Origin of the sequence: Wansuia hejianensis (assembly GCF_014337215.1) — a bacterium.
Classification (GTDB): Bacteria; Bacillota; Clostridia; order Lachnospirales; family Lachnospiraceae; genus Scatomonas; species Scatomonas hejianensis.
The window spans coordinates 2,677,783-2,695,560 of record NZ_CP060635.1; the positions used below are offsets into that span (position 1 = coordinate 2,677,783).

Annotated in this window: 14 protein-coding genes; 1 reads left to right on the forward strand and 13 read right to left on the reverse strand. The window is 49.5% G+C overall.

Going from position 1 to position 17,778, the window contains the following annotated elements:
• Nucleotides 1–75: 75 nt before the first annotated feature.
• From H9Q79_RS12480 to H9Q79_RS12530, 11 genes are all read right to left on the reverse strand, one after another.
• On the reverse strand, nucleotides 76–975 hold the full coding sequence (locus H9Q79_RS12480; RefSeq protein ID WP_118643514.1) for a dihydrodipicolinate synthase family protein: 900 nt from the start codon (nucleotides 973–975) through the stop codon (nucleotides 76–78).
• A gap of 25 nt (nucleotides 976–1,000) precedes the next feature.
• The gene (locus tag H9Q79_RS12485) at nucleotides 1,001–1,744 is read right to left on the reverse strand and encodes an amino acid ABC transporter ATP-binding protein (protein ID WP_283245080.1); all 744 of its coding nucleotides are present in this window, start codon (nucleotides 1,742–1,744) and stop codon (nucleotides 1,001–1,003) included.
• Complete coding sequence (locus tag H9Q79_RS12490) at nucleotides 1,734–2,399, reverse strand: amino acid ABC transporter permease (protein WP_249328417.1); 666 nt, start codon at nucleotides 2,397–2,399, stop codon at nucleotides 1,734–1,736. Before H9Q79_RS12490 ends, H9Q79_RS12485 begins: the two co-directional genes overlap by 11 nt.
• On the reverse strand, nucleotides 2,380–3,048 hold the full coding sequence (locus tag H9Q79_RS12495; RefSeq protein WP_249328418.1) for an amino acid ABC transporter permease: 669 nt from the start codon (nucleotides 3,046–3,048) through the stop codon (nucleotides 2,380–2,382). The genes H9Q79_RS12490 and H9Q79_RS12495 overlap by 20 nt, the downstream gene beginning before the upstream one ends.
• Nucleotides 3,049–3,111: 63 nt before the next feature.
• Entirely contained in the window at nucleotides 3,112–3,972 is an 861-nt protein-coding gene (locus H9Q79_RS12500; RefSeq protein ID WP_249328419.1) for a substrate-binding periplasmic protein, read from the reverse strand.
• A 94-nt stretch (nucleotides 3,973–4,066) separates the two neighbouring features.
• Nucleotides 4,067–5,221 carry a pyridoxal phosphate-dependent aminotransferase gene (locus tag H9Q79_RS12505; RefSeq protein ID WP_249328420.1) on the reverse strand — a complete coding sequence of 385 codons (1,155 nt, stop codon included), beginning with the start codon at nucleotides 5,219–5,221 and terminating at the stop codon, nucleotides 4,067–4,069.
• Between the two features lie 70 nt (nucleotides 5,222–5,291).
• Nucleotides 5,292–6,047 (reverse strand): IclR family transcriptional regulator, encoded by a 756-nt coding sequence (locus tag H9Q79_RS12510; protein ID WP_118643504.1) that lies wholly within the window; start codon nucleotides 6,045–6,047, stop codon nucleotides 5,292–5,294.
• Between the two features lie 238 nt (nucleotides 6,048–6,285).
• Entirely contained in the window at nucleotides 6,286–7,482 is a 1,197-nt protein-coding gene (locus H9Q79_RS12515; RefSeq protein WP_118643502.1) for a PucR family transcriptional regulator, read from the reverse strand.
• A gap of 203 nt (nucleotides 7,483–7,685) precedes the next feature.
• Complete coding sequence (locus H9Q79_RS12520) at nucleotides 7,686–8,528, reverse strand: carbohydrate ABC transporter permease (RefSeq protein ID WP_118643500.1); 843 nt, start codon at nucleotides 8,526–8,528, stop codon at nucleotides 7,686–7,688.
• Nucleotides 8,525–9,367: a carbohydrate ABC transporter permease gene (locus H9Q79_RS12525; RefSeq protein WP_249328421.1), complete on the reverse strand. Its 843-nt coding sequence runs from the start codon at nucleotides 9,365–9,367 to the stop codon at nucleotides 8,525–8,527. Before H9Q79_RS12525 ends, H9Q79_RS12520 begins: the two co-directional genes overlap by 4 nt.
• On the reverse strand, nucleotides 9,364–10,725 hold the full coding sequence (locus H9Q79_RS12530; protein WP_118643499.1) for an ABC transporter substrate-binding protein: 1,362 nt from the start codon (nucleotides 10,723–10,725) through the stop codon (nucleotides 9,364–9,366). Before H9Q79_RS12530 ends, H9Q79_RS12525 begins: the two co-directional genes overlap by 4 nt.
• A gap of 275 nt (nucleotides 10,726–11,000) precedes the next feature.
• Between H9Q79_RS12530 and H9Q79_RS12535 the strand changes: the two genes are divergently transcribed.
• Entirely contained in the window at nucleotides 11,001–13,397 is a 2,397-nt protein-coding gene (locus tag H9Q79_RS12535) for a heavy metal translocating P-type ATPase (RefSeq protein ID WP_249328422.1), read from the forward strand.
• Nucleotides 13,398–13,511: 114 nt separating this feature from the next.
• Here the strand turns inward: H9Q79_RS12535 and H9Q79_RS12540 are convergent, their stop codons facing one another.
• Together H9Q79_RS12540 and H9Q79_RS12545 are read right to left on the reverse strand one after the other, a co-directional pair.
• Nucleotides 13,512–16,322 (reverse strand): ATP-binding protein, encoded by a 2,811-nt coding sequence (locus H9Q79_RS12540; RefSeq protein ID WP_118643495.1) that lies wholly within the window; start codon nucleotides 16,320–16,322, stop codon nucleotides 13,512–13,514.
• Nucleotides 16,323–16,334: 12 nt separating this feature from the next.
• Nucleotides 16,335–17,744: a GntR family transcriptional regulator gene (locus H9Q79_RS12545; protein WP_249328423.1), complete on the reverse strand. Its 1,410-nt coding sequence runs from the start codon at nucleotides 17,742–17,744 to the stop codon at nucleotides 16,335–16,337.
• Nucleotides 17,745–17,778 lie beyond the last annotated feature (34 nt).

The following is a 17,778-nucleotide window of genomic DNA, read 5'->3' on the forward strand; positions in this document are numbered from 1 at the left end:
GCCCGTCAGGCCGGAACCGCCGGAGGTCTCCCGCTGCTTTTCGTCCGGGTATCCACTACCCCCTCGCCACAAATCCTACACTGTTCTGTAATTATGTTCCTTTAATGTCTTCATCAGTGCCACTTCTTCTTCTCTCGTGAGTTCTTCCATCGGCGCGCGCATATGTGCCGTCTTAATAACTCCCTCTTCGCGCAGAACCACCTTATAGCTGGCAATGTTGTTCTTAGCGCAGAGTATATTATTCAACACGTTAGTCTTTCTCTGAAGCTTCCTGGCTTTCTCATTGTCACCGGACTGAATGGCTGCCCACAGGGCTGCGTAGTGCTCCGGAATGACCTGTGCGTTTCCGGATACAGTGCCTTCGCCGCCGGCCGCACACACTACGTGGAACAGCTCGTCAGGTCCCACCAGGACGGAAAATGTTTCGTCTCTGATCAGCATGAACTGCTGGAGCAGGGACATATTCGGGAAACTGTATTTTAAACCTACCACGTTGGGACAGGCGGCTGCTACCTGTTCCGCGACGCTGACATTGATATCATTTACCGCGTTTTGAGGGATCGCATACAGGTACACGGAGAAATCCTGAGGTACACTGTTCGCCACCTGGATATAGTAATCTGCCAGCGCACGATCAGAAAGCTTAAAATAAGAGGGCGTTACAACGCCAATTCCGTCGGCCCCAATCTCTACGGCGTGTTTCGCCAGTTCTAAAGTATCTGCCAGGTTCATGGCACCGGCGTGCACGAATACCGGCACGCGGCCTGCCGCCTGCCTGACTACGGTTTCGCTGACCAGCTTCCGCTCTTCTACAGACAGGAGCAGCATCTCCCCCGTGGTGCCGTTGGGATACAGGCAGGAAAGTCCGTTGTCAATTACATGATCGGTTAATTTCTTTAAGGATTCCACATCCACTTTTCCTTCTTCGTCAAAAGGTGTGATGATGGGAACTGTAGTTCCATATAACTTTTTCATTTTATTAGTCTCCCTATTATTTTCTTTAATGTTTCAGAATTACGGACAGGAATTGCTGCAGACGTTCATCCTCTACGCTTGTGAAAAACTCTTCCGTAGGCGCATCCACACGAATCTTGGCCTTTTCCAGGAACAGCATGCGGCTCGCCACCTCACGGGCAAACCCGATCTCATGGGTGACGATGATCATCGTCATGCCCATCTTAGCCAGCCTCCGGATGGAATCCAGAACCTCCTTGATCATCTCCGGGTCAAGGGCGGAGGTGGGCTCGTCAAACAGCATCAGGTCGGGTTCCATCATCATGGAACGCACAATGGCCACTCGCTGCTTCTGGCCGCCGGAGAGCTGGTGGGGATAAGAATCCATCTTATCGCCGATCCCAAAGCTGTCCAGGTACTCCTGAGCTTTTTTCGACGCTTCCTCTTTACTTTTTTTCTGGAGTTTGGTCGGCGCTATGATCAAATTGTCTTTTACGGTCAGGTTGTCGAACAGGTTAAAGCTCTGGAACACCATTCCGATGTGAGAACGGACTTTTTTGATATTTTTGCTGGTTACCAGTTCTCCCCGGTAGTGGATCTCACCGCCGTTGATCTTCTCCAGACCGTTGACAGTCCTTAGAAGTGTACTCTTGCCGCCGCCGCTGGGGCCACAGAGCACGACGATTTCATGCTCGTGTACGTCCAGGCTCATATCATCCAGTACGGTCAGCTTTCCAAACTTTTTTGTAATATGCTTCATCGAAAGCAGTACATTGTTGTTATCGCTCATACTTTTCACCCATTATCCTTTTCACTACATATTTTTCCAGTTGCTTTCCGGCTACGGTCAGCGCGTGACACATAATAAAGAAAATAATCAGAACGCATCCGTACACGATCAGTGCGTTAGAGTAACCAGACATGGCGATAACCGCTCTCTTGGTCAGCTCCAGGCAGCCGATGGTGGAAGCTACGGAAGTTCCCTTGATCAGCATGACCAGCTGGCCGATCAGGGCCGGCAGAGCTACCAGCATAACCTGCGGGATAACGATCCGGAATAATGTGATCGGCATGGGAAGGGACATGGCTTTGGCCGCCTCCCACTGCCCTTTATCAACGGATAATATACCTCCCTTGATGATTTCCATAATATAAGCTCCCTGAATCAGTGACATGCCCAGTACAGCGATGGAATATGTACTTCCGGAAGTCATTGTGGCGTACAGGAACAGCAGCACCAGCATATCCGGGATTCCCCTGCAAAGCTGGGCATATACGCCAAGAATCTGATCCAGGACCGGAATCTTCAGCCCCCGGATAATGCCTCCTGCCAGCCCTATGATACAGGCGCCGATAAAAGCACCGAGAATCAGCTGTAATGTGACCGGAAGCGCCTGCACTACAAGTGTGTCAACAAATAACGTTTTAAGACTTGCTAAGCTCATTCTGCTTCTTCGACCTCCGATCTAAAAGTTTCTTGATTCCCTGTACAAGCAAGAACAGAATCATATAAATAGCCGCGGCTGTCAGGTAGGCAGTCATTGGCTGATAATATTTCGAATTTACTCTGTGTGCCATATAGGTCAGTTCAGTAATTGTAATCCACATCAACAGTGAAGTATCTTTTATAATAATGGAAACCATGTTCATGATGGAATCCTTTACCTTGGAAAATGCCTGCGGGATCAGGAAATAGACAAGCGTCTGAAGCTTGGAAAATCCCATCGCACAGGACGCTTCCTCCTGCCCCTTATCAATACTCTGAAGCCCCCCACGGACAATTTCTGCGATAAATGCCCCGTCGTTCAGAACCAGGGCGATGACACCGATCACACCCGCGTTAACAGTCATCAATCTGGCCAGACCATAGAACAGGAAATAAATCTGTACCAGAAGTGGTGTCTCACGGAAAAAGCAGACATATGCGCTGGTAATCCGCCAGATACCCTTTACCCTCCGGAAATTAATAGAACCGATGATAATACCCCAGATGATCGCAAGTATGATCGCAATCACGGCATATTTAACCGTTACGGCCGCCGCGTTCAGAAAGTCCGGAAGAGTCGCCTCAAAAACTCGCCAGTTAAAACTCACGGTATACCCTCCTATCCGTATAAACAGGGGCGGCGGCCATATGCCCGCCGCCCCATATCTTCATTAATAGCTGGATACATTTGTCTCCGGTACCCACTCAGTTCCCATGTACTGTGCATAGATATCTGCGTAATCACCGTTAACTTTTAATCTCTGAATGTACAGATTGAATGCATCGCGGGTCACATAGTTGCCCATTGCAAAGGCGCATCCATTCAGATAAGACGGGCCGTTGCCGTCCAGCAGACGGATATTGTCATTTACGTTCAGCGGCCCTGCGAATACCACGCCGTCATCGAACGCCACATCAATGATGCCGGATGACAGTGCGTCCTGCCAGGTACCTGCTGACAGAGTTACTGTCTCAGACTCCGGGAACAGGGTCGGAATCAGATCCTCATATGCGCTTCCCTCTGTCACACCGATTTTAACGGATTCACCGTTCAGGTCATCCAGACTTTGATAGGGAGAATCTTTCTTCACACAGCCCTTGCCGTGATCCACAAAATACGGATCGCTGAATACAATCTGGCTCGCCCGCTCAAGGGTCATGTTCATGTTGGCTGCGATCATGTCCACCTTGCCGCTGTTAACAGCCGTCAGCATCGCAGACCATTCCAGGGTTTCCCAGTCTACGGTAACACCCAGCTCAGATGCAAAGCCATTGATGATCTCCGGGATAAATCCGGTAATTTCACCGCTGGACGGGTCCAGATAGCATACACCCTCGATGGTCGGATCACATCCAACCACCAGAGTACCTTTTTCCTTGATGCCCTCCAGATAGTCGGCGCCGCTGTTTGCCATGGCTGAAGAGCCGCCGTCCCCTGATGTGCTTCCGCCGGAGCCGCCGCATCCGGCCAGTGCTGCCGCCGCCATAACAGCTGCAACTGTGATCCCTACTAATTTCTTTGCTCTTTTCATCTTCTCTCCTCCGTTCTGATGAGTTTTTATATACAACTGGCATTTCTCACTGCTCTCCCTTTGCAGCTGACACTGCCAAGGTTGCCCTTACTGGTTATTTTGTATATTTCTTGATAAAGCGGCAGAGCCGGCGTACGCCCTCACACAGGTTATCCATCTCTGTGCCGCAGGAAATACGGATCATCTGGCTTGTGGATTTGCCGAAGGTCCCTCCCGGCGCCACGCCCACATGCTCTTCAGCCAGCAGCTTCAGTGCGAATTCCTCTGAATCCATGCCGCAGCAGGAAATATCCACCATCATGTAGAATGCGCCGTGGGGATAGGAGAAGCCAACTTGTTCCTCCTGGAAGATCGCCGCTGCCGCATCTCTTCTGGCTTTGTAATCCTTTATGGAAAATCCCACAAAGTCCTGCGGGCCTGTGATGGCGGCTTCTACCGCTTTCTGGGCAACTGCCGTCGCATTCCCCATCATCGCCACCATCATCTGGTTGACCAGGGCTATGATCTTCTCAGAAGCGATCAGATATCCGATTCTCCAGCCTGTCATGGCGTATTTTTTAGATGCGCCGGAGATCAGAATGACTCTTCCGTCTTTGTCCAGAGCCTTCAGGGAACAATGTTTTCCTTCATAGATCAGGAAATCATAAATCTCGTCCGAAATCACATACAGATCATATTTTTCCGCCAGCTCCATGATCATCCGGACCGTTTCCTCGCTGAATACGGCGCCGGTCGGATTGGACGGAGTATTTACCATGATTGCTTTGGTTTTGTCCGTGATAAAGGGTTCGATATTTTCTCTCTTTGGCTCAAATCCGTTGGCCGCCGGCATCACATAGGGAACCGGCGTCATTCCCAGAGACATTACCTGCATTTCATAGACCGGCCAGCTGGGATCGGGAACCAGGACCTCGTCGCCGGGATTGCCGATACTGCCCAGCGCCGCTTCCAGCGCCATGCAGGCTCCGCCCGTTACAACGATCTCAGATATTTTCACTTCTTTTCCCAATCTCTCAGTAAAATCTTTTGCGAGAGCTTCCCGCAGAGTTTTAATTCCCGGTACGGGAGTATACTTTGTAAACCCGTCATCCATGGCCTTTTTCGCCGCTTCACAGATGTACTCCGGTGTGATAAAATTAGGCTCGCCTGTCTCCAGCCGGATGCAGTCCGGCACCTCTCTTGCAGCATCCTGCAGTTTCCTGATTCCTGATTCCGGAAGGCTTTGAATCATTCTTGACAGCTCTTTCATTGTTATCTCCTCCATTTATTTTTCGTTCACTATAGCGGAACGTTGTTCTTATGGCAGTTCTAAAAAAAAATCATAGATAGTTTTCAATTTTTTCTACGTACTCACGTCCCCAGGCCGCCCATTCCCTCATCTTCTCTTCTGTAAAATGAGAAGCAAGCCCGCTGACGCTCATGCTCGCATAAATATTTCTGTCTTTATCAAAGATGGGAAGCGCGATACACTTGATTCCGAACTCATGCTCCATATGATCTATGGCATATCCCCGGAGCCGGGTGCTCTTCAGCTCTCTTCTCAGCTCCTCTTTGCCGGTAATCGTCGCGTCTGTGAACGCTGTGAGCTTCTGGGTTTCCAGAAACTGATTCCTCTGTTCTTCAGGCATATTGGAAAGGATCGCTTTGCCAAGCCCTGTACAATGCATCGGGGTTTTCATCCCCAGCACCCTTCTGATCAGATTGGGAGACTGATACGGATAAGTAGAATCCAGATAAAATACCTCCCATCCGCAGGGAATTCCCAGATACACCCGTTCTCCGGCCCGGTCAGACAGCTCCTGCATATACGGCAATGCGATCCTGGCGATCGGAAAGCTGTCGGACAGGCCTTTGCACAATACAAATATCTGCATTCCCAGCCTGTATTTTCCCGTAGCTTCATTCTGTTCCAGATATCCCATCTGCCTGAATGTGTATAGGATGTTATGTACGTTACTCTTACATAGCCCGAACCGTTCGCTGATTTCTGTAACGCCGAGGCTGTCTTTTCCTACAAAACAGTTCAGGATTTCCAGGGCCTTGTGCAGGCTTTTAACTTTTATTTCATTTTCCATTACCCTACTCTACACCATTTAGCTCTTATAAACGACTTTGATGAATGGTTCAGATTTCATGATCTGATGGTTTAATTATAATAAGTCCATAAATTTAATGCACTGTCCCCCGTTAAAAATATTATGATAATTTTTGTACATCGCACAAGAAATCCTGAAATTTTACACAAAAAAATACCTGGTACGCAATATCTATTATCGGTATTGCACACCAGGAACGCTTTTTGTATACAATTCTCTAAAAATCTTCATGAAACCACTGGTTCAGCTCATCGATCATAAAAGCCATGAAGATCTGCATGTCAAAGCTGGATTCTTCCTCCATATTCAACAGCTCCCTCACTTTATTGATCCGGTAGCGGACTGTATTTTTATGCAGATGCATTTTCTCCGCAACCTCCAGAGTGTTCCCATAATTTTTCACATACTGCTCTGTCGTCTTGTACAAATCTCCGTCATGCCGGCGGTCAAACTCCAGAATCAGGTCAATAATCTTCCTGCTGTATTTCTGAAACCATTCCTCCCGGTAACAGGGGAGAAGAATCTGATAGATTCCCGTATCATGATAATAAACCCTGGTCTTTTCAAACAGCCTCGCATACTGCTGGGCGCAAAAGCTTTCCTTCATGGCCGTTATCAGCTCGTCCGGGTCTTCATGGATCTCTCCGATTCCAATCCAGTAATCCTCCGGCGGCATCCGAAGCTGCTCCAGCAAAAGCTCCCGGTATCTGCCATATTCCTTCTCCGGCCTCTCTTCCCTGGTAGAATTGGTATAGATCACTATGAAACAGCCTCCTTTATAATAAAATACCGGCTGCTTGCTCCTCTCCCGTTCCCGTATCTGGTAATATTTCCTATAATCCCTGATTTTCCTCCCGCCTTCCTCCCGTATGAAACAATACAAAATCCTGTAAGGCTCCACACGGTTAGGCAGAATCTCCCGATTCAGCTCCCTCTGCCCCTTGATATCCAGTTCCCCTCTCAGCAGCAGGGAAATTCTGTGCTCCTGAAGCTCCAGATTGTTCCGCTCTGCGATCTTACTCTTCAGGCATACGACAATATCTTCAAAATATGCGTCGTCCCTTCCGAACATAAAAATCGGAAGGCCATGCTCGTCGGCATACTTCAACACCTCCTCCGGAAGCTCCGGATAACAGACATTTTTAACTGCCAGCGCGCTCACCTGGTCGTGGCACAGATCCACAATCGCAGACATCAGCATGCCTGGATCGTCCTTGGCAAACAGAAGGCTGCTGATCACAAAATCGTACTTTCGGAAGGTCCACTTCTTAGGAGCCTCCCCGCTCTGCAGGGCATACTCATAATCCAGAATCCCGATTGAATCAATCCTGTTATCCAGGCCCGCTTCACCGGCCACCAGCTGAAACGGCTGGAATTCCTTCAGTTCCCAAACTTCTCTTACAGTAATAGACATATTACCCTCCCGCTAAAAACGGTCACGCCAAACCGCCGTCATCCCCAATTCTGCTCTTTTATCTCTAACATTATAATATGATTCATTCATAAAATCAATGTAATCCGCTCTACCGGGACAGGCAGAGGGTGCCGCTCATCATCATAATAGATGATTAAGCGGCACCCTCGCGGCTGACTGTCTCCCTCGCCTGATATTACTTATTACCCTTTGACTGCTCCTGATACGACTCCTTCTATTATATATTTCTGACAGAGTATATAGAAAATAACGATCGGTATAATCGCCAACACGAGCACTCCCATCATCGCTCCCATATCTACCGACCCGTATCCGCCTCTCAGATACTGAATCGCAATGGGAATTGTCTTATACTTTTTCAAATCCAGCACCAGATACGGCAGCAGATAGTCATTCCATATCCACATGGCCTGCAGGATCGCCACAGTGATGCACATTGGTTTCATCACCGGAAGCACTATTCTGAAAAAGGTCTGCAGCGGGGAGCAGCCGTCAATCATGGCCGCTTCCTCTATTTCAAGTGGGATTGATTTTACGAATCCTGTGAACATGAATACGGCCAGCCCGGCTCCGAAGCCCAGATATACAATGATGATTCCCCACGGATTGTTCAGCCGGAGGATATTGGCCAGCTTTGACAGCGGATACATCACCATCTGGAAAGGCACGATCATAGAAAACAGACAGAGTACATAAAAGGTTTTGGTTCCCAAGTTCCGCACCCGGATGATATACCAGGCAGCCATAGAACAACAGAGCACAATGACTGCAACAGAGCCTATTGTGATGAAAAGACTCCAGCCAAAGGCCTGGAAAAATCCGGTTCTCTCCACTCCGCGGACATAGTTCTCTATTCCGGAAAACATCTCTGAAAGCGGTACGGAAAATGGACTTTTACTGATATATGCCTTCTTTTTAAATGAATTCAGCAGAACCAGCACAACAGGATATACATATCCGATGGATATTATGGCAAACAGCAGGGTAAGAAAAAGGCTGCGCCTGGTTTTTTCCCCATTTTTCACTGAGCCACCTCCTTAGATGAAGTGATCCTGTTCTGGATCAGCGCGATGGCCGCCACAAGAATGAAGAACACCACAGCCTTCGCCTGGCCGACCCCTTCATAGCCCGGCCTGCCGTAGAAAGTGTTGTAAATATTCAATGCCAGCATCTCTGACATCCTGGACGGCGCGCCGTTAGTCAGCGCCAGGTTCTGATCAAACAGCTTAAATCCATTTGTCAGCGTCAGGAAGGTGCAGACGGTGATTGCGGGCATCACCATCGGAATCACCACATACCGTATTCTCTGCCAGTAGGTCGCGCCGTCTATTTTGGCGGCCTCCGTCAATTCACCCGGAATGCTCTGGATTCCCGCGATATAAATAATCATCATATACCCAATCTGCTGCCAGCACAGAAGTACCACCAGACCCCAAAATCCGTATGTACCGGAATAGGTCAGTGTGCGGCCCACCAGGGCCAGGATTCCATTCAGCAGCAGCTGCCAGATATAACCGAGGATAATCCCTCCGATCAGGTTCGGCATGAAAAAAACCGTCCGGAAGAGATTTCTCCCTCTGATCTTCCGGGTCAGTGCCAGCGCCACAAGGAACGCCAGCACATTGATCAGCACCATAGTCACAATCGTGAACAGCGCCGTATACCAGAGGGAGTGCCGGAAGACGGCGTCTCCAAACAGCTTTGGATAGTTGGAGAAGCCCGTCCACATGGCGTCAGTAATCGTCGTAAACTGGCAAAATGAAAGATATACCCCGAGAATAAATGGCACTAAAAAACCAATTGTAAATGCGGCCAGCGTGGGCAGCAAAAAGATGGGAAAATACTTTCGGATTGACCGGTTCATGACGTCTCGCCCGCCTCTCCGTGAACGGCTGCATATTCTGTCTTCCAGCCGTCAACAAATGCGCGTACTACGCCGTCCCAGCTTCCTGTTCCCTGGGCGTATTCCAGCAGCGCGCTGCCGACGCCATTTTTCCATTCCTCAGAGGGCATGGTGGTAAAGTTCCAGGAAACCGGAGTTTTTCCAGCCTTTCTGTATTCTTCGCTGGCCTTTACCAGTGGGTTATCCGGCAGATATTCTTCAAATGTCTTAAACGGCGTGATGAATCCCATCTCTTCAGAGATTACTTTTCTTCCTTCATCACTCGTGATGCACCACTCCATGAAGTCCAGCGTGGCCTGGATATCTTCTTCGGAAGCTTTGCTGTTCACACACCAATAGTTTTCAGATCCTGTGCACAGTCCTTGGTCTTCCTCACCGTCAACGCCGATATAGATCGGAAGCATCCCCAGATCCTCATCAGCAACGGCATTTCCCTTGATATCGTTATACGCCCAGGTACCATTCTGGTAAAATGCCGCCTCTCCCAGCGCGAATTCAGACGCCGCGTCCTCTCCGGTCTTAGAAGAAAGCATGGAAGGATCTGTGGTGGAATCCTGAATATAGAGGTCAAATATCTGTTTATAATTATTCAGATAAGTTCCCTGGATAGCGTCTGTGGAAGTAATTCCTTCATCTTTATATTCATAATATACCGGCAGATTGGCCAGATGAGTTTTATATCTCCAGTCAGAGGAGGCATCCATACCCGCAGATGTGAACGCGCCCTGTACACCCAGCTCATCCTTATGCTGCTGAATTCCGTCAGCTACCTTTTTCAGGGCGGCAAAATTATTCAGCTCATCAATAGAATGGATCTCAGCGTCAGGAAGCTGGAAATACTGATCCAGGATTTTCTTGTTATAGATAATGCCGTAGGTCTCAATGACATAGGCAATACCCACCACCTTATCCCCCTCTTTCAGGACATAATCATCACTGTTCACATTCTTGTATATAGCGCTGTCGGACAGGTCATAGCAATAGTCCTTCCAGGAAGCCAGCCCCACCGGTCCGTTGACCTGAAACATCGTAGGAGCTTCATCCTTTGCCATTTCAGATTTCAGAGTAGATTCATAGGTGCCGGAAGCCGCCGTTTCTACCGTGACCTTAACGCCGGTCTCTTTCGTGTATTCAGCAGCCAGCTCCTTCCACTGATCTGCCTGTTCCGGTTTAAAATTCAAATAGTATACTTTTCCAGTCTTTTTATTGTCTCCGGCTGAATTGTTCTCGTCCTTTTTTCCGTCGCCGCACCCGGCAAACATGGAAACTGCCGTAACTCCTGCCAGCAGCAGGGCAATCAAACGATTTCTTTTCTTCATATTACTACCTCGCTTCCGTTAAAATTCGAGCACGCCGGACAAATCGTCTCTGCGCCCGGCTGAATTCTGTAGTAGTATGCACCAGAATATAAAAAAAATACCTGAATATGCTTGACGAAATCAGGGGATAGCTATATAATCATCATATGAATAGTTGTTCATATATTCATATTTAAGAACAGCAATCCGGGCTATCTGCTTTGCTAATTTATGTGCGGCAGCGGATTTACGCCCATTTCGATTATTACCTATTTAATCAGGCAGGAGGCAATAGCATGGAAAACGCAGTAAGAAAACCCATTTATCCGAATGATCTTGAGAAAAGGCAGGAACAGGCACATACGCATGCTTACCAGGAGCATGACGACAGCTGCGGCTGCGGGCATGAGCACTCTCATGGCTCTGAGCCAGAGCATGCGCATACACACCAGGAGTGCGGCTGCGGGCATGAGCACGGTCCGGAACAAAGTCACGGACATTCACATACTGAAACCGCGGCTGCAATGCCTCAGGAGAAGAATCAGAAAAACTGCATCAAGAGAGTTTTTCTTCTGGAAAACCTGGGCTGCGCCAACTGTGCCGCTAAAATGGAAACCAGAATTAACGCACTCCCAGAGGTAAACCTCGCGACGATCACTTTCGCTACAAAACAGCTCCGAGTGGAAGCCCGGGACCCTGATTCTCTTATCCCCAAACTGCAGGAGATCTGTTCCTCTATTGAATCAGAGGTAGTTGTTACCGCAAGAGTCGGACGCAGGGCGCCTGTTCCGGAGCAGCAGCCGGGCACAGCAACCGTGAAATCCACCTCTCCAAGTAAAAAAATTGGTATTTTTGCAGCAAACAGGAGGAAATTCCTGGAACTGTTTTCCGGAGCAGCCTGCTTCGCCGCAGGCCTGATCTTATCACAGTTCGGGTTGGACGTTCCTTCCTTAGCCCTCTTGATTGCGGCTTATCTGATCCTCGGTCTGGAAGTCCTGATCACCGCAGGGAAAAATATTTTAAAAGGGCAGGTCTTTGATGAAAATTTTCTGATGAGCATAGCCACAGTCGGCGCATTCTGTATCCGTGAATATCCGGAGGCCGTTGGCGTCATGCTTTTCTACCGGGTGGGAGAGCTTTTTGAAGATATTGCCGTCGAACGGAGCCGTACCCAGATCATGGACGCCGTTGACATGCGTCCTGAAGTCGTCACAAAGGTTCATGGCAGCCATACCCATATTATCCCTGCTGAAGAAGCTGCGGTGGGTGACGTCATCCAGATCAGGCCCGGAGACCGTATTCCTCTGGACGGAACTATTCTGGAAGGCGAAAGCCGTCTGGATACCTCACCGGTCACGGGTGAACCGGTACCGGTAAGCGTAGGCCCCGGAAGTGAGGTCATCTCAGGCTGTGTCAACACCTCCGGGCTTTTAAAAGTGCGTGTGGAAAAGATATTAGAGGAATCCATGGTCACAAAGATCCTGGACTCTGTAGAAAATGCCGCCGCCAGCAAGCCACGGATCGAGCGCTTCATCACCAGATTTGCCAGGATCTACACTCCTTTCGTGGTAGCGCTTGCCGCAGCTACGGCCATCCTGCCTTCACTCTTCACCGGTGACTGGAATTACTGGATTAAAACCGCACTCACCTTCCTGGTTATCAGCTGTCCCTGCGCGCTGGTGCTTTCCGTACCTCTGGCCTTCTTTTCCGGGCTGGGAGCTGGTTCTAAACGCGGGATCCTGTTCAAAGGCGGTATTTCTCTGGAAGCTATGCGTAATATAAAAGTCCTCGTAATGGATAAGACGGGAACCATCACGAAAGGAAACTTTGTCCTTCAGGAGGTACGCCCATCCGGGGATATGGATATCAATACGCTGCTCCGCCTGTGTGCCAGCTGTGAATCCGCCTCCACCCATCCCATCGCTCACAGCATCGTTACAGCCGCTCAGAACAAAGGGCTTCCCCTCACCGCCCCGGACTCTGTAGAAGAGTTCGCAGGCAAAGGAATTCTGGCACGCTTGCCGGAGGGTGAAATGCTGTGCGGTAACAGAAAGCTGATGGAACAGTTTCATATTTCTATGGATCAGGCACATGGTAATGGGTATGGGACAGAGATATTTGCCGCCTTAAACGGAACATACACCGGTCATCTGGTGATTTCCGATACAATTAAAGAAGAAGCCGCCTCAGCGATCCGCCAGATCAAATCTAAGGGCATCACTACCGCCATGCTGACCGGGGATGCCGCAGACAGCGCCAGTGCAGTAGCAAAGGCCACAGGAATCGATGAAGTCCATGCCAGACTGCTGCCTCAGGAGAAGCTTTCTGAGCTTCAGAAAATCCGTGAAAAACACGGAGAGGTGATGTTCGTCGGAGACGGCATCAACGACGCCCCTGTTCTTGCAGGAGCAGACGTGGGCGCAGCCATGGGAAGCGGAGCGGACGCGGCAATTGAGGCAGCAGACGTAGTATTCATGACTTCCAGCATGAGCGCAATCCCCCAGGCGTTCTCCATCTCCCGCGCAGCCAGCCGGGTGGCCAGGGAAAATGTAATATTTGCATTGATCATCAAAGCGCTGGTCATGATCCTGGGCCTGCTGGGCTTCGCCAACATGTGGATGGCTGTGTTTGCCGATACCGGAGTCGCCATGCTGTGCGTGCTGAATTCAATACGTATTCTCTATAAACACTGATTATTTCTTATAAATATCTTTAAGACGGGGCTGTGCCCTGCAGATGAATTCCCATCTGCAGGGCACAGCCCCGTCTTACACTGCCAATATCTTACCATTCTCTCAGGCTTTGAGTTAACATCTTACGCCTTCGCCGTCCATTTCCTTCAGCCCATGGAGCAGCTCCTCATAAAGCACATTCACATCAATCGGCTTTGGTATAAACCCTGTCATCCCTGCTTTTACAGCCGCCTCCCTGTCTTGCTTAAAAGCATTGGCAGTCATAGCGATGATGGGCACTGTGGCCGCATCGTCCCTTGGCAGCTCCCGGATAGCGGCGGCGGCATCCAGGCCGTTCATCACCGGCATCTGGATGTCCATGAGAATCACATGAATCGATCCCGGCCGGCTCTGCCGGAACAGCTCCACCGCCTCTCTGCCATTTTCCGCCCTCATAACAGAGGCTCCCTGCAGATTCAGCAGCTCTATGGCAATTTCAGCATTTAACTCATTATCCTCTACCACTAAAATATTCACCCCGTGAAGAAGATTTTCTTCCTCTTTTAGCTCCTTGCCTTCCCCTTCATCCAACTGTCCTTTGGGAAACGTGACTGTGAAATAAAACTCACTTCCCTCCCCGGACCTGCTACTCAGCTTTAATTCACCGCCCATCAGGTGCACGATACTCTTGCTGATTGCCAGCCCCAGTCCCGTCCCCTGACTCTTAGAATAATTGGAACCCAACTGTTCAAAGCTCTTGAAGACGCGCTGCTGTTCCTCCTCCGCAATTCCAATACCTGTGTCGCTGACGCGGAAGGTAAACACGGCATCATCCGGTGTTGACCTGTCTTCTGTGATGCTGAGCAGAACGGTCCCGCCGGATGGCGTAAATTTCAGTGAATTAGACAGCAGATTCAGAATTACCTGCCGCAGGCGGATACCATCCCCCACCAGCACGTCATCCTCAAACTCCTTCTTCAGCAGAAACTGAAGTCCCCTGTCGGCTGCATCCTGTGTCACCATGCTTTCTATTCCATCCAGGAGGCTATGCATGGAAAATGGCTCCTTTGCAACCGTCATTCTTCCGTTTTCTATACGGCTCATGTCCAGGATATCGTTAATCAGGCCAAGAAGATACTGGGAAGAAGCTTTGATCTTCAACAGATTTTCCTTTGCCTTATCCGGCAGCCCGTCCGTCATTTCCGTTAGATCGGTGAGCCCGACGATCGCATTCATAGGCGTCCGGATCTCATGGCTCATACGGGACAGGAACTCACTCTTGGCCCGGTTATCAGCCTCCGCCTTCTGCAGCTCCACACGCATTGCCGCAGCATGCAGCCGTGATCTGCTCACGATAATTACAACGATCAGAACCAGGATCAGCCCCGTAGCCACCACAGCGACAGCCAACCCCGGATTGGCGTATACGATGCTGATAATGCTCATTCTGGATTCCCCAATAGATACCATATTGCGCCCGGTGATTGCGGCTTTTTCATCACTGGTCAAACTGTTGATCGCCTTGTTCAATATAGAGAAAAGCTCCGGCTGGGCAGGGCTGTTTACCGCAAAGCAGATATCCTGGCTGTCATTTACGAGATTTACCTGCACAAGATTCGTGAAGTTGTTTTTCTGTATCACATTTTCCAGGCGCGCTGAGATCCCGTAGAAAAAGTCAACCTTTCCGCTGTTAACAGCCGACACTGCCTGCTCCATATCATCATAGCTTTTCACCTCATCCGCCATTATACTCTCCGGCATTTCCTGGCCCTTTAACACAGCTCCGCTGAGGCCTTCCGAAGGGTAGCTGGATTCCTTATTCCGCACGAGGATTGAACTCAACTGCGCATAAGGTGCTGTCAGTGCCAGGCTCTGTTCAACAGCATCTTCGTCTGAACCGAGATAGAAGCCCAGAATATCGGCCTCTCCCTGCTGGGTCTTTGTCAGCGCATCCGCATAGTTATCGCAGTATACATAAGAAAATGCCAGTCCGGAATAACCAGTGATTTTTCCCAGAAGCTCAGGTACCACTCCATCATGCCCGTCGCTATTGTTAAGACAGAATAGCGGATGCCAATCCCGCGGAATCGCCACTGTCGCCGTTGCCTTCTGACGGATGTATTCCTGTTCTTCATCACTGAGCAGCACATTTGTGTTTGAAGCAGAGGGAAAATTCTTCTCATATAGTTTTTTGGCAAAATTAGGATCGGCCTCATAAATCTTTTCCAGGGCCATATTTAGTCCGTCCAGGATTGCCTGATTGCCTGGTGTGGTCACTATATAATGAGGCTGGGAATCAAAGGACGCGGCAGTATACAGCTCATCACCGGAATCTGAACTGTTCCCCAGAAGAAGGTCTACTTCCCCGTCTTTAAGAAACTGGTTCAGATCTCCCGTCTCCATGAGCTGGTCGTAGGTGTAATATTGCAGCGTGCAGTCCAGGTTGTTGAGATCCAGATAGATCTGCAGCCTTCTGATATTCTCCTTCGCCCGCTCAAACACCCCGATTGTTTTTCCATTGAACGAATTGAGATCATAGCTCTTAATCTCACTGTTATCTCTGCGTGCCATGAGAACCAGCTTGCTGTACCCACAGTTATAATCCGGGTAAGCGTAATATTCTTCCAGGTCCTCCATATAATACTGTCCGCCCATCAGCTCAAATTCTCCCGCCTGAAAACGGGATAGCATATCTTCACTCCCCACGCTGACATATTCATACTTCCAGCCTGTATACTTAGCAATCTCTTCCAGCGCGTCAACCACAAGCCCATAATGTTCCCCGTCCTCGGAGGTCATGGAATAGCCCTTCGCTTCAGGAAATCCCACACGGATCACTTTCGGTCCTTCTGCCGCCATACAGGGCTTTGCCGCTGCGAACACCATCGCCGCTGCCAGCAGAGCTATCATTAAAATCTTCTCCATACGGCTGGATTCATTTCTCATAAAGTCACCTTCTTATTCCTTATCAATATTTCCTGACACCGCCTTCATAAAGGCGGTACACTGATGTTCTTCGTTCTCCAGAAGCACTCCCCAGCCTGCCGAAAAAGCCGCATAGTCCCCCTCCCGGATGAGCTTTATCTGCTGTCTGACGCACTCCTGATATCGTTGATCCAGGCTTTTATCCTGAAGCCTCAGCAGCATGAATGGATACCCCCAGGTTATCAGCTCTGCCATCTGTCCATAGCACTCGCGCACAGCCGCCAGAGGGCATTCTTCTTTGATAAATGTCAGAATAACTTCAAAGCAGTTGTAGCTCTTTTTCTGCTCCTGGATCATCATCAGCCGGTCTCCCAGTTCCTTCCTTTTTCCTTCCTGCACATATTCTAAAGTATACTGTGTGATACCTCCTGCTGTCAACGCCAGCAACTGCACACTTTCCCTGTACAGCCGCAGTCCTTCACGGATATCAGGCAGTGTAAAATCAATTTCCACCGGAGCCATGAAGACCTGCGTCCCCTTTCCCTGAAAAGAACGCGTAACGCCGAGAGCCTCCAGAATAGACAACGTGCGGCGGACGGTCGTCAGAGAAACTTTATACTTATTCTCCATCTGCGGCAGGGACGGCAGATAGCTTCCCACCGGATATATTCCAGTTAAAATCTCCCTGATGATTACAGAGACCAGCGTATAGCGCATCTGCGGCCTTCTCCGGTAAATATTCCACCGGAAAGGAACCTTCTCCAGCGACTCCAGATGAAATTCTTCCGCCGATTGGCCAATGAAATCCAACAGCTCGTCAATCATTCTGCCGTAAATATCCTGGAATTGAACCTTCAGGAAGGATATACCATCTCCCCGCAGTACCTCCATAAGTTCACCGGCCGTTATCCTGGGCTCATCCCGATTGGAGAGATAGGGAAACCGTAAATACCGGATGACTTCCCAAAAAAGGTTTAAAATCAGCTGATTATTCCATGAGCTCAGAACACCCATATAGAATTTTACCGTTAAAGGCACCGCTCCAGGCACTATATTGCTCAGATCATGCAGAATGCATTCCCATCTTTCCCGGCTCCACTGGCGCAGCGCACATTCCCACAGTGGTACAAACAGAAGCTTCCCGGCCTCGCTCAAATCCAATATACCCTCCTTACGGGGAAGATAGTATCTGGCGGCGTTTTCCCTGAACTGGCAGGAACCAGCCACAAAGATTACAGATGCCGCCTTCCTTTCCGCGGTACGGATATAGTTTCCCTTTTCCAGAAGTTCCAGCGCAGCCCTCACCGTAGTCCGGCCCAGGTGGAAATTCTCGCAGATCTGAGGAATGGATGGAAGACAATCCCCGTATTGATAGAATCCGAACCGGATCCGGGTCTCATAATAATCATATACCAGCCGACGCAGACCATTATCCTTTTTCATTGTATACTCCATTAAATTTCTTCCGCTGCCTCCG

Bases quoted from the DNA above. Each gene is read 5' to 3' on its own strand.
- H9Q79_RS12530 (WP_118643499.1), bottom strand. From the start codon at position 10,725: ATGAAGAAAAGAAATCGTTTGATTGCCCTGCTGCTGGCAGGAGTTACG.
- H9Q79_RS12500 (WP_249328419.1), bottom strand. From the start codon at position 3,972: ATGAAAAGAGCAAAGAAATTAGTAGGGATCACAGTTGCAGCTGTTATG.
- H9Q79_RS12535 (WP_249328422.1), top strand. From the start codon at position 11,001: ATGGAAAACGCAGTAAGAAAACCCATTTATCCGAATGATCTTGAGAAA.
- H9Q79_RS12505 (WP_249328420.1), bottom strand. From the start codon at position 5,221: ATGAAAGAGCTGTCAAGAATGATTCAAAGCCTTCCGGAATCAGGAATC.
- H9Q79_RS12490 (WP_249328417.1), bottom strand. From the start codon at position 2,399: ATGAGCTTAGCAAGTCTTAAAACGTTATTTGTTGACACACTTGTAGTG.
- H9Q79_RS12485 (WP_283245080.1), bottom strand. From the start codon at position 1,744: ATGAGCGATAACAACAATGTACTGCTTTCGATGAAGCATATTACAAAA.
- H9Q79_RS12525 (WP_249328421.1), bottom strand. From the start codon at position 9,367: ATGAACCGGTCAATCCGAAAGTATTTTCCCATCTTTTTGCTGCCCACG.
- H9Q79_RS12545 (WP_249328423.1), bottom strand. From the start codon at position 17,744: ATGAAAAAGGATAATGGTCTGCGTCGGCTGGTATATGATTATTATGAG.
- H9Q79_RS12515 (WP_118643502.1), bottom strand. From the start codon at position 7,482: ATGTCTATTACTGTAAGAGAAGTTTGGGAACTGAAGGAATTCCAGCCG.
- H9Q79_RS12480 (WP_118643514.1), bottom strand. From the start codon at position 975: ATGAAAAAGTTATATGGAACTACAGTTCCCATCATCACACCTTTTGAC.
- H9Q79_RS12540 (WP_118643495.1), bottom strand. From the start codon at position 16,322: ATGAGAAATGAATCCAGCCGTATGGAGAAGATTTTAATGATAGCTCTG.
- H9Q79_RS12510 (WP_118643504.1), bottom strand. From the start codon at position 6,047: ATGGAAAATGAAATAAAAGTTAAAAGCCTGCACAAGGCCCTGGAAATC.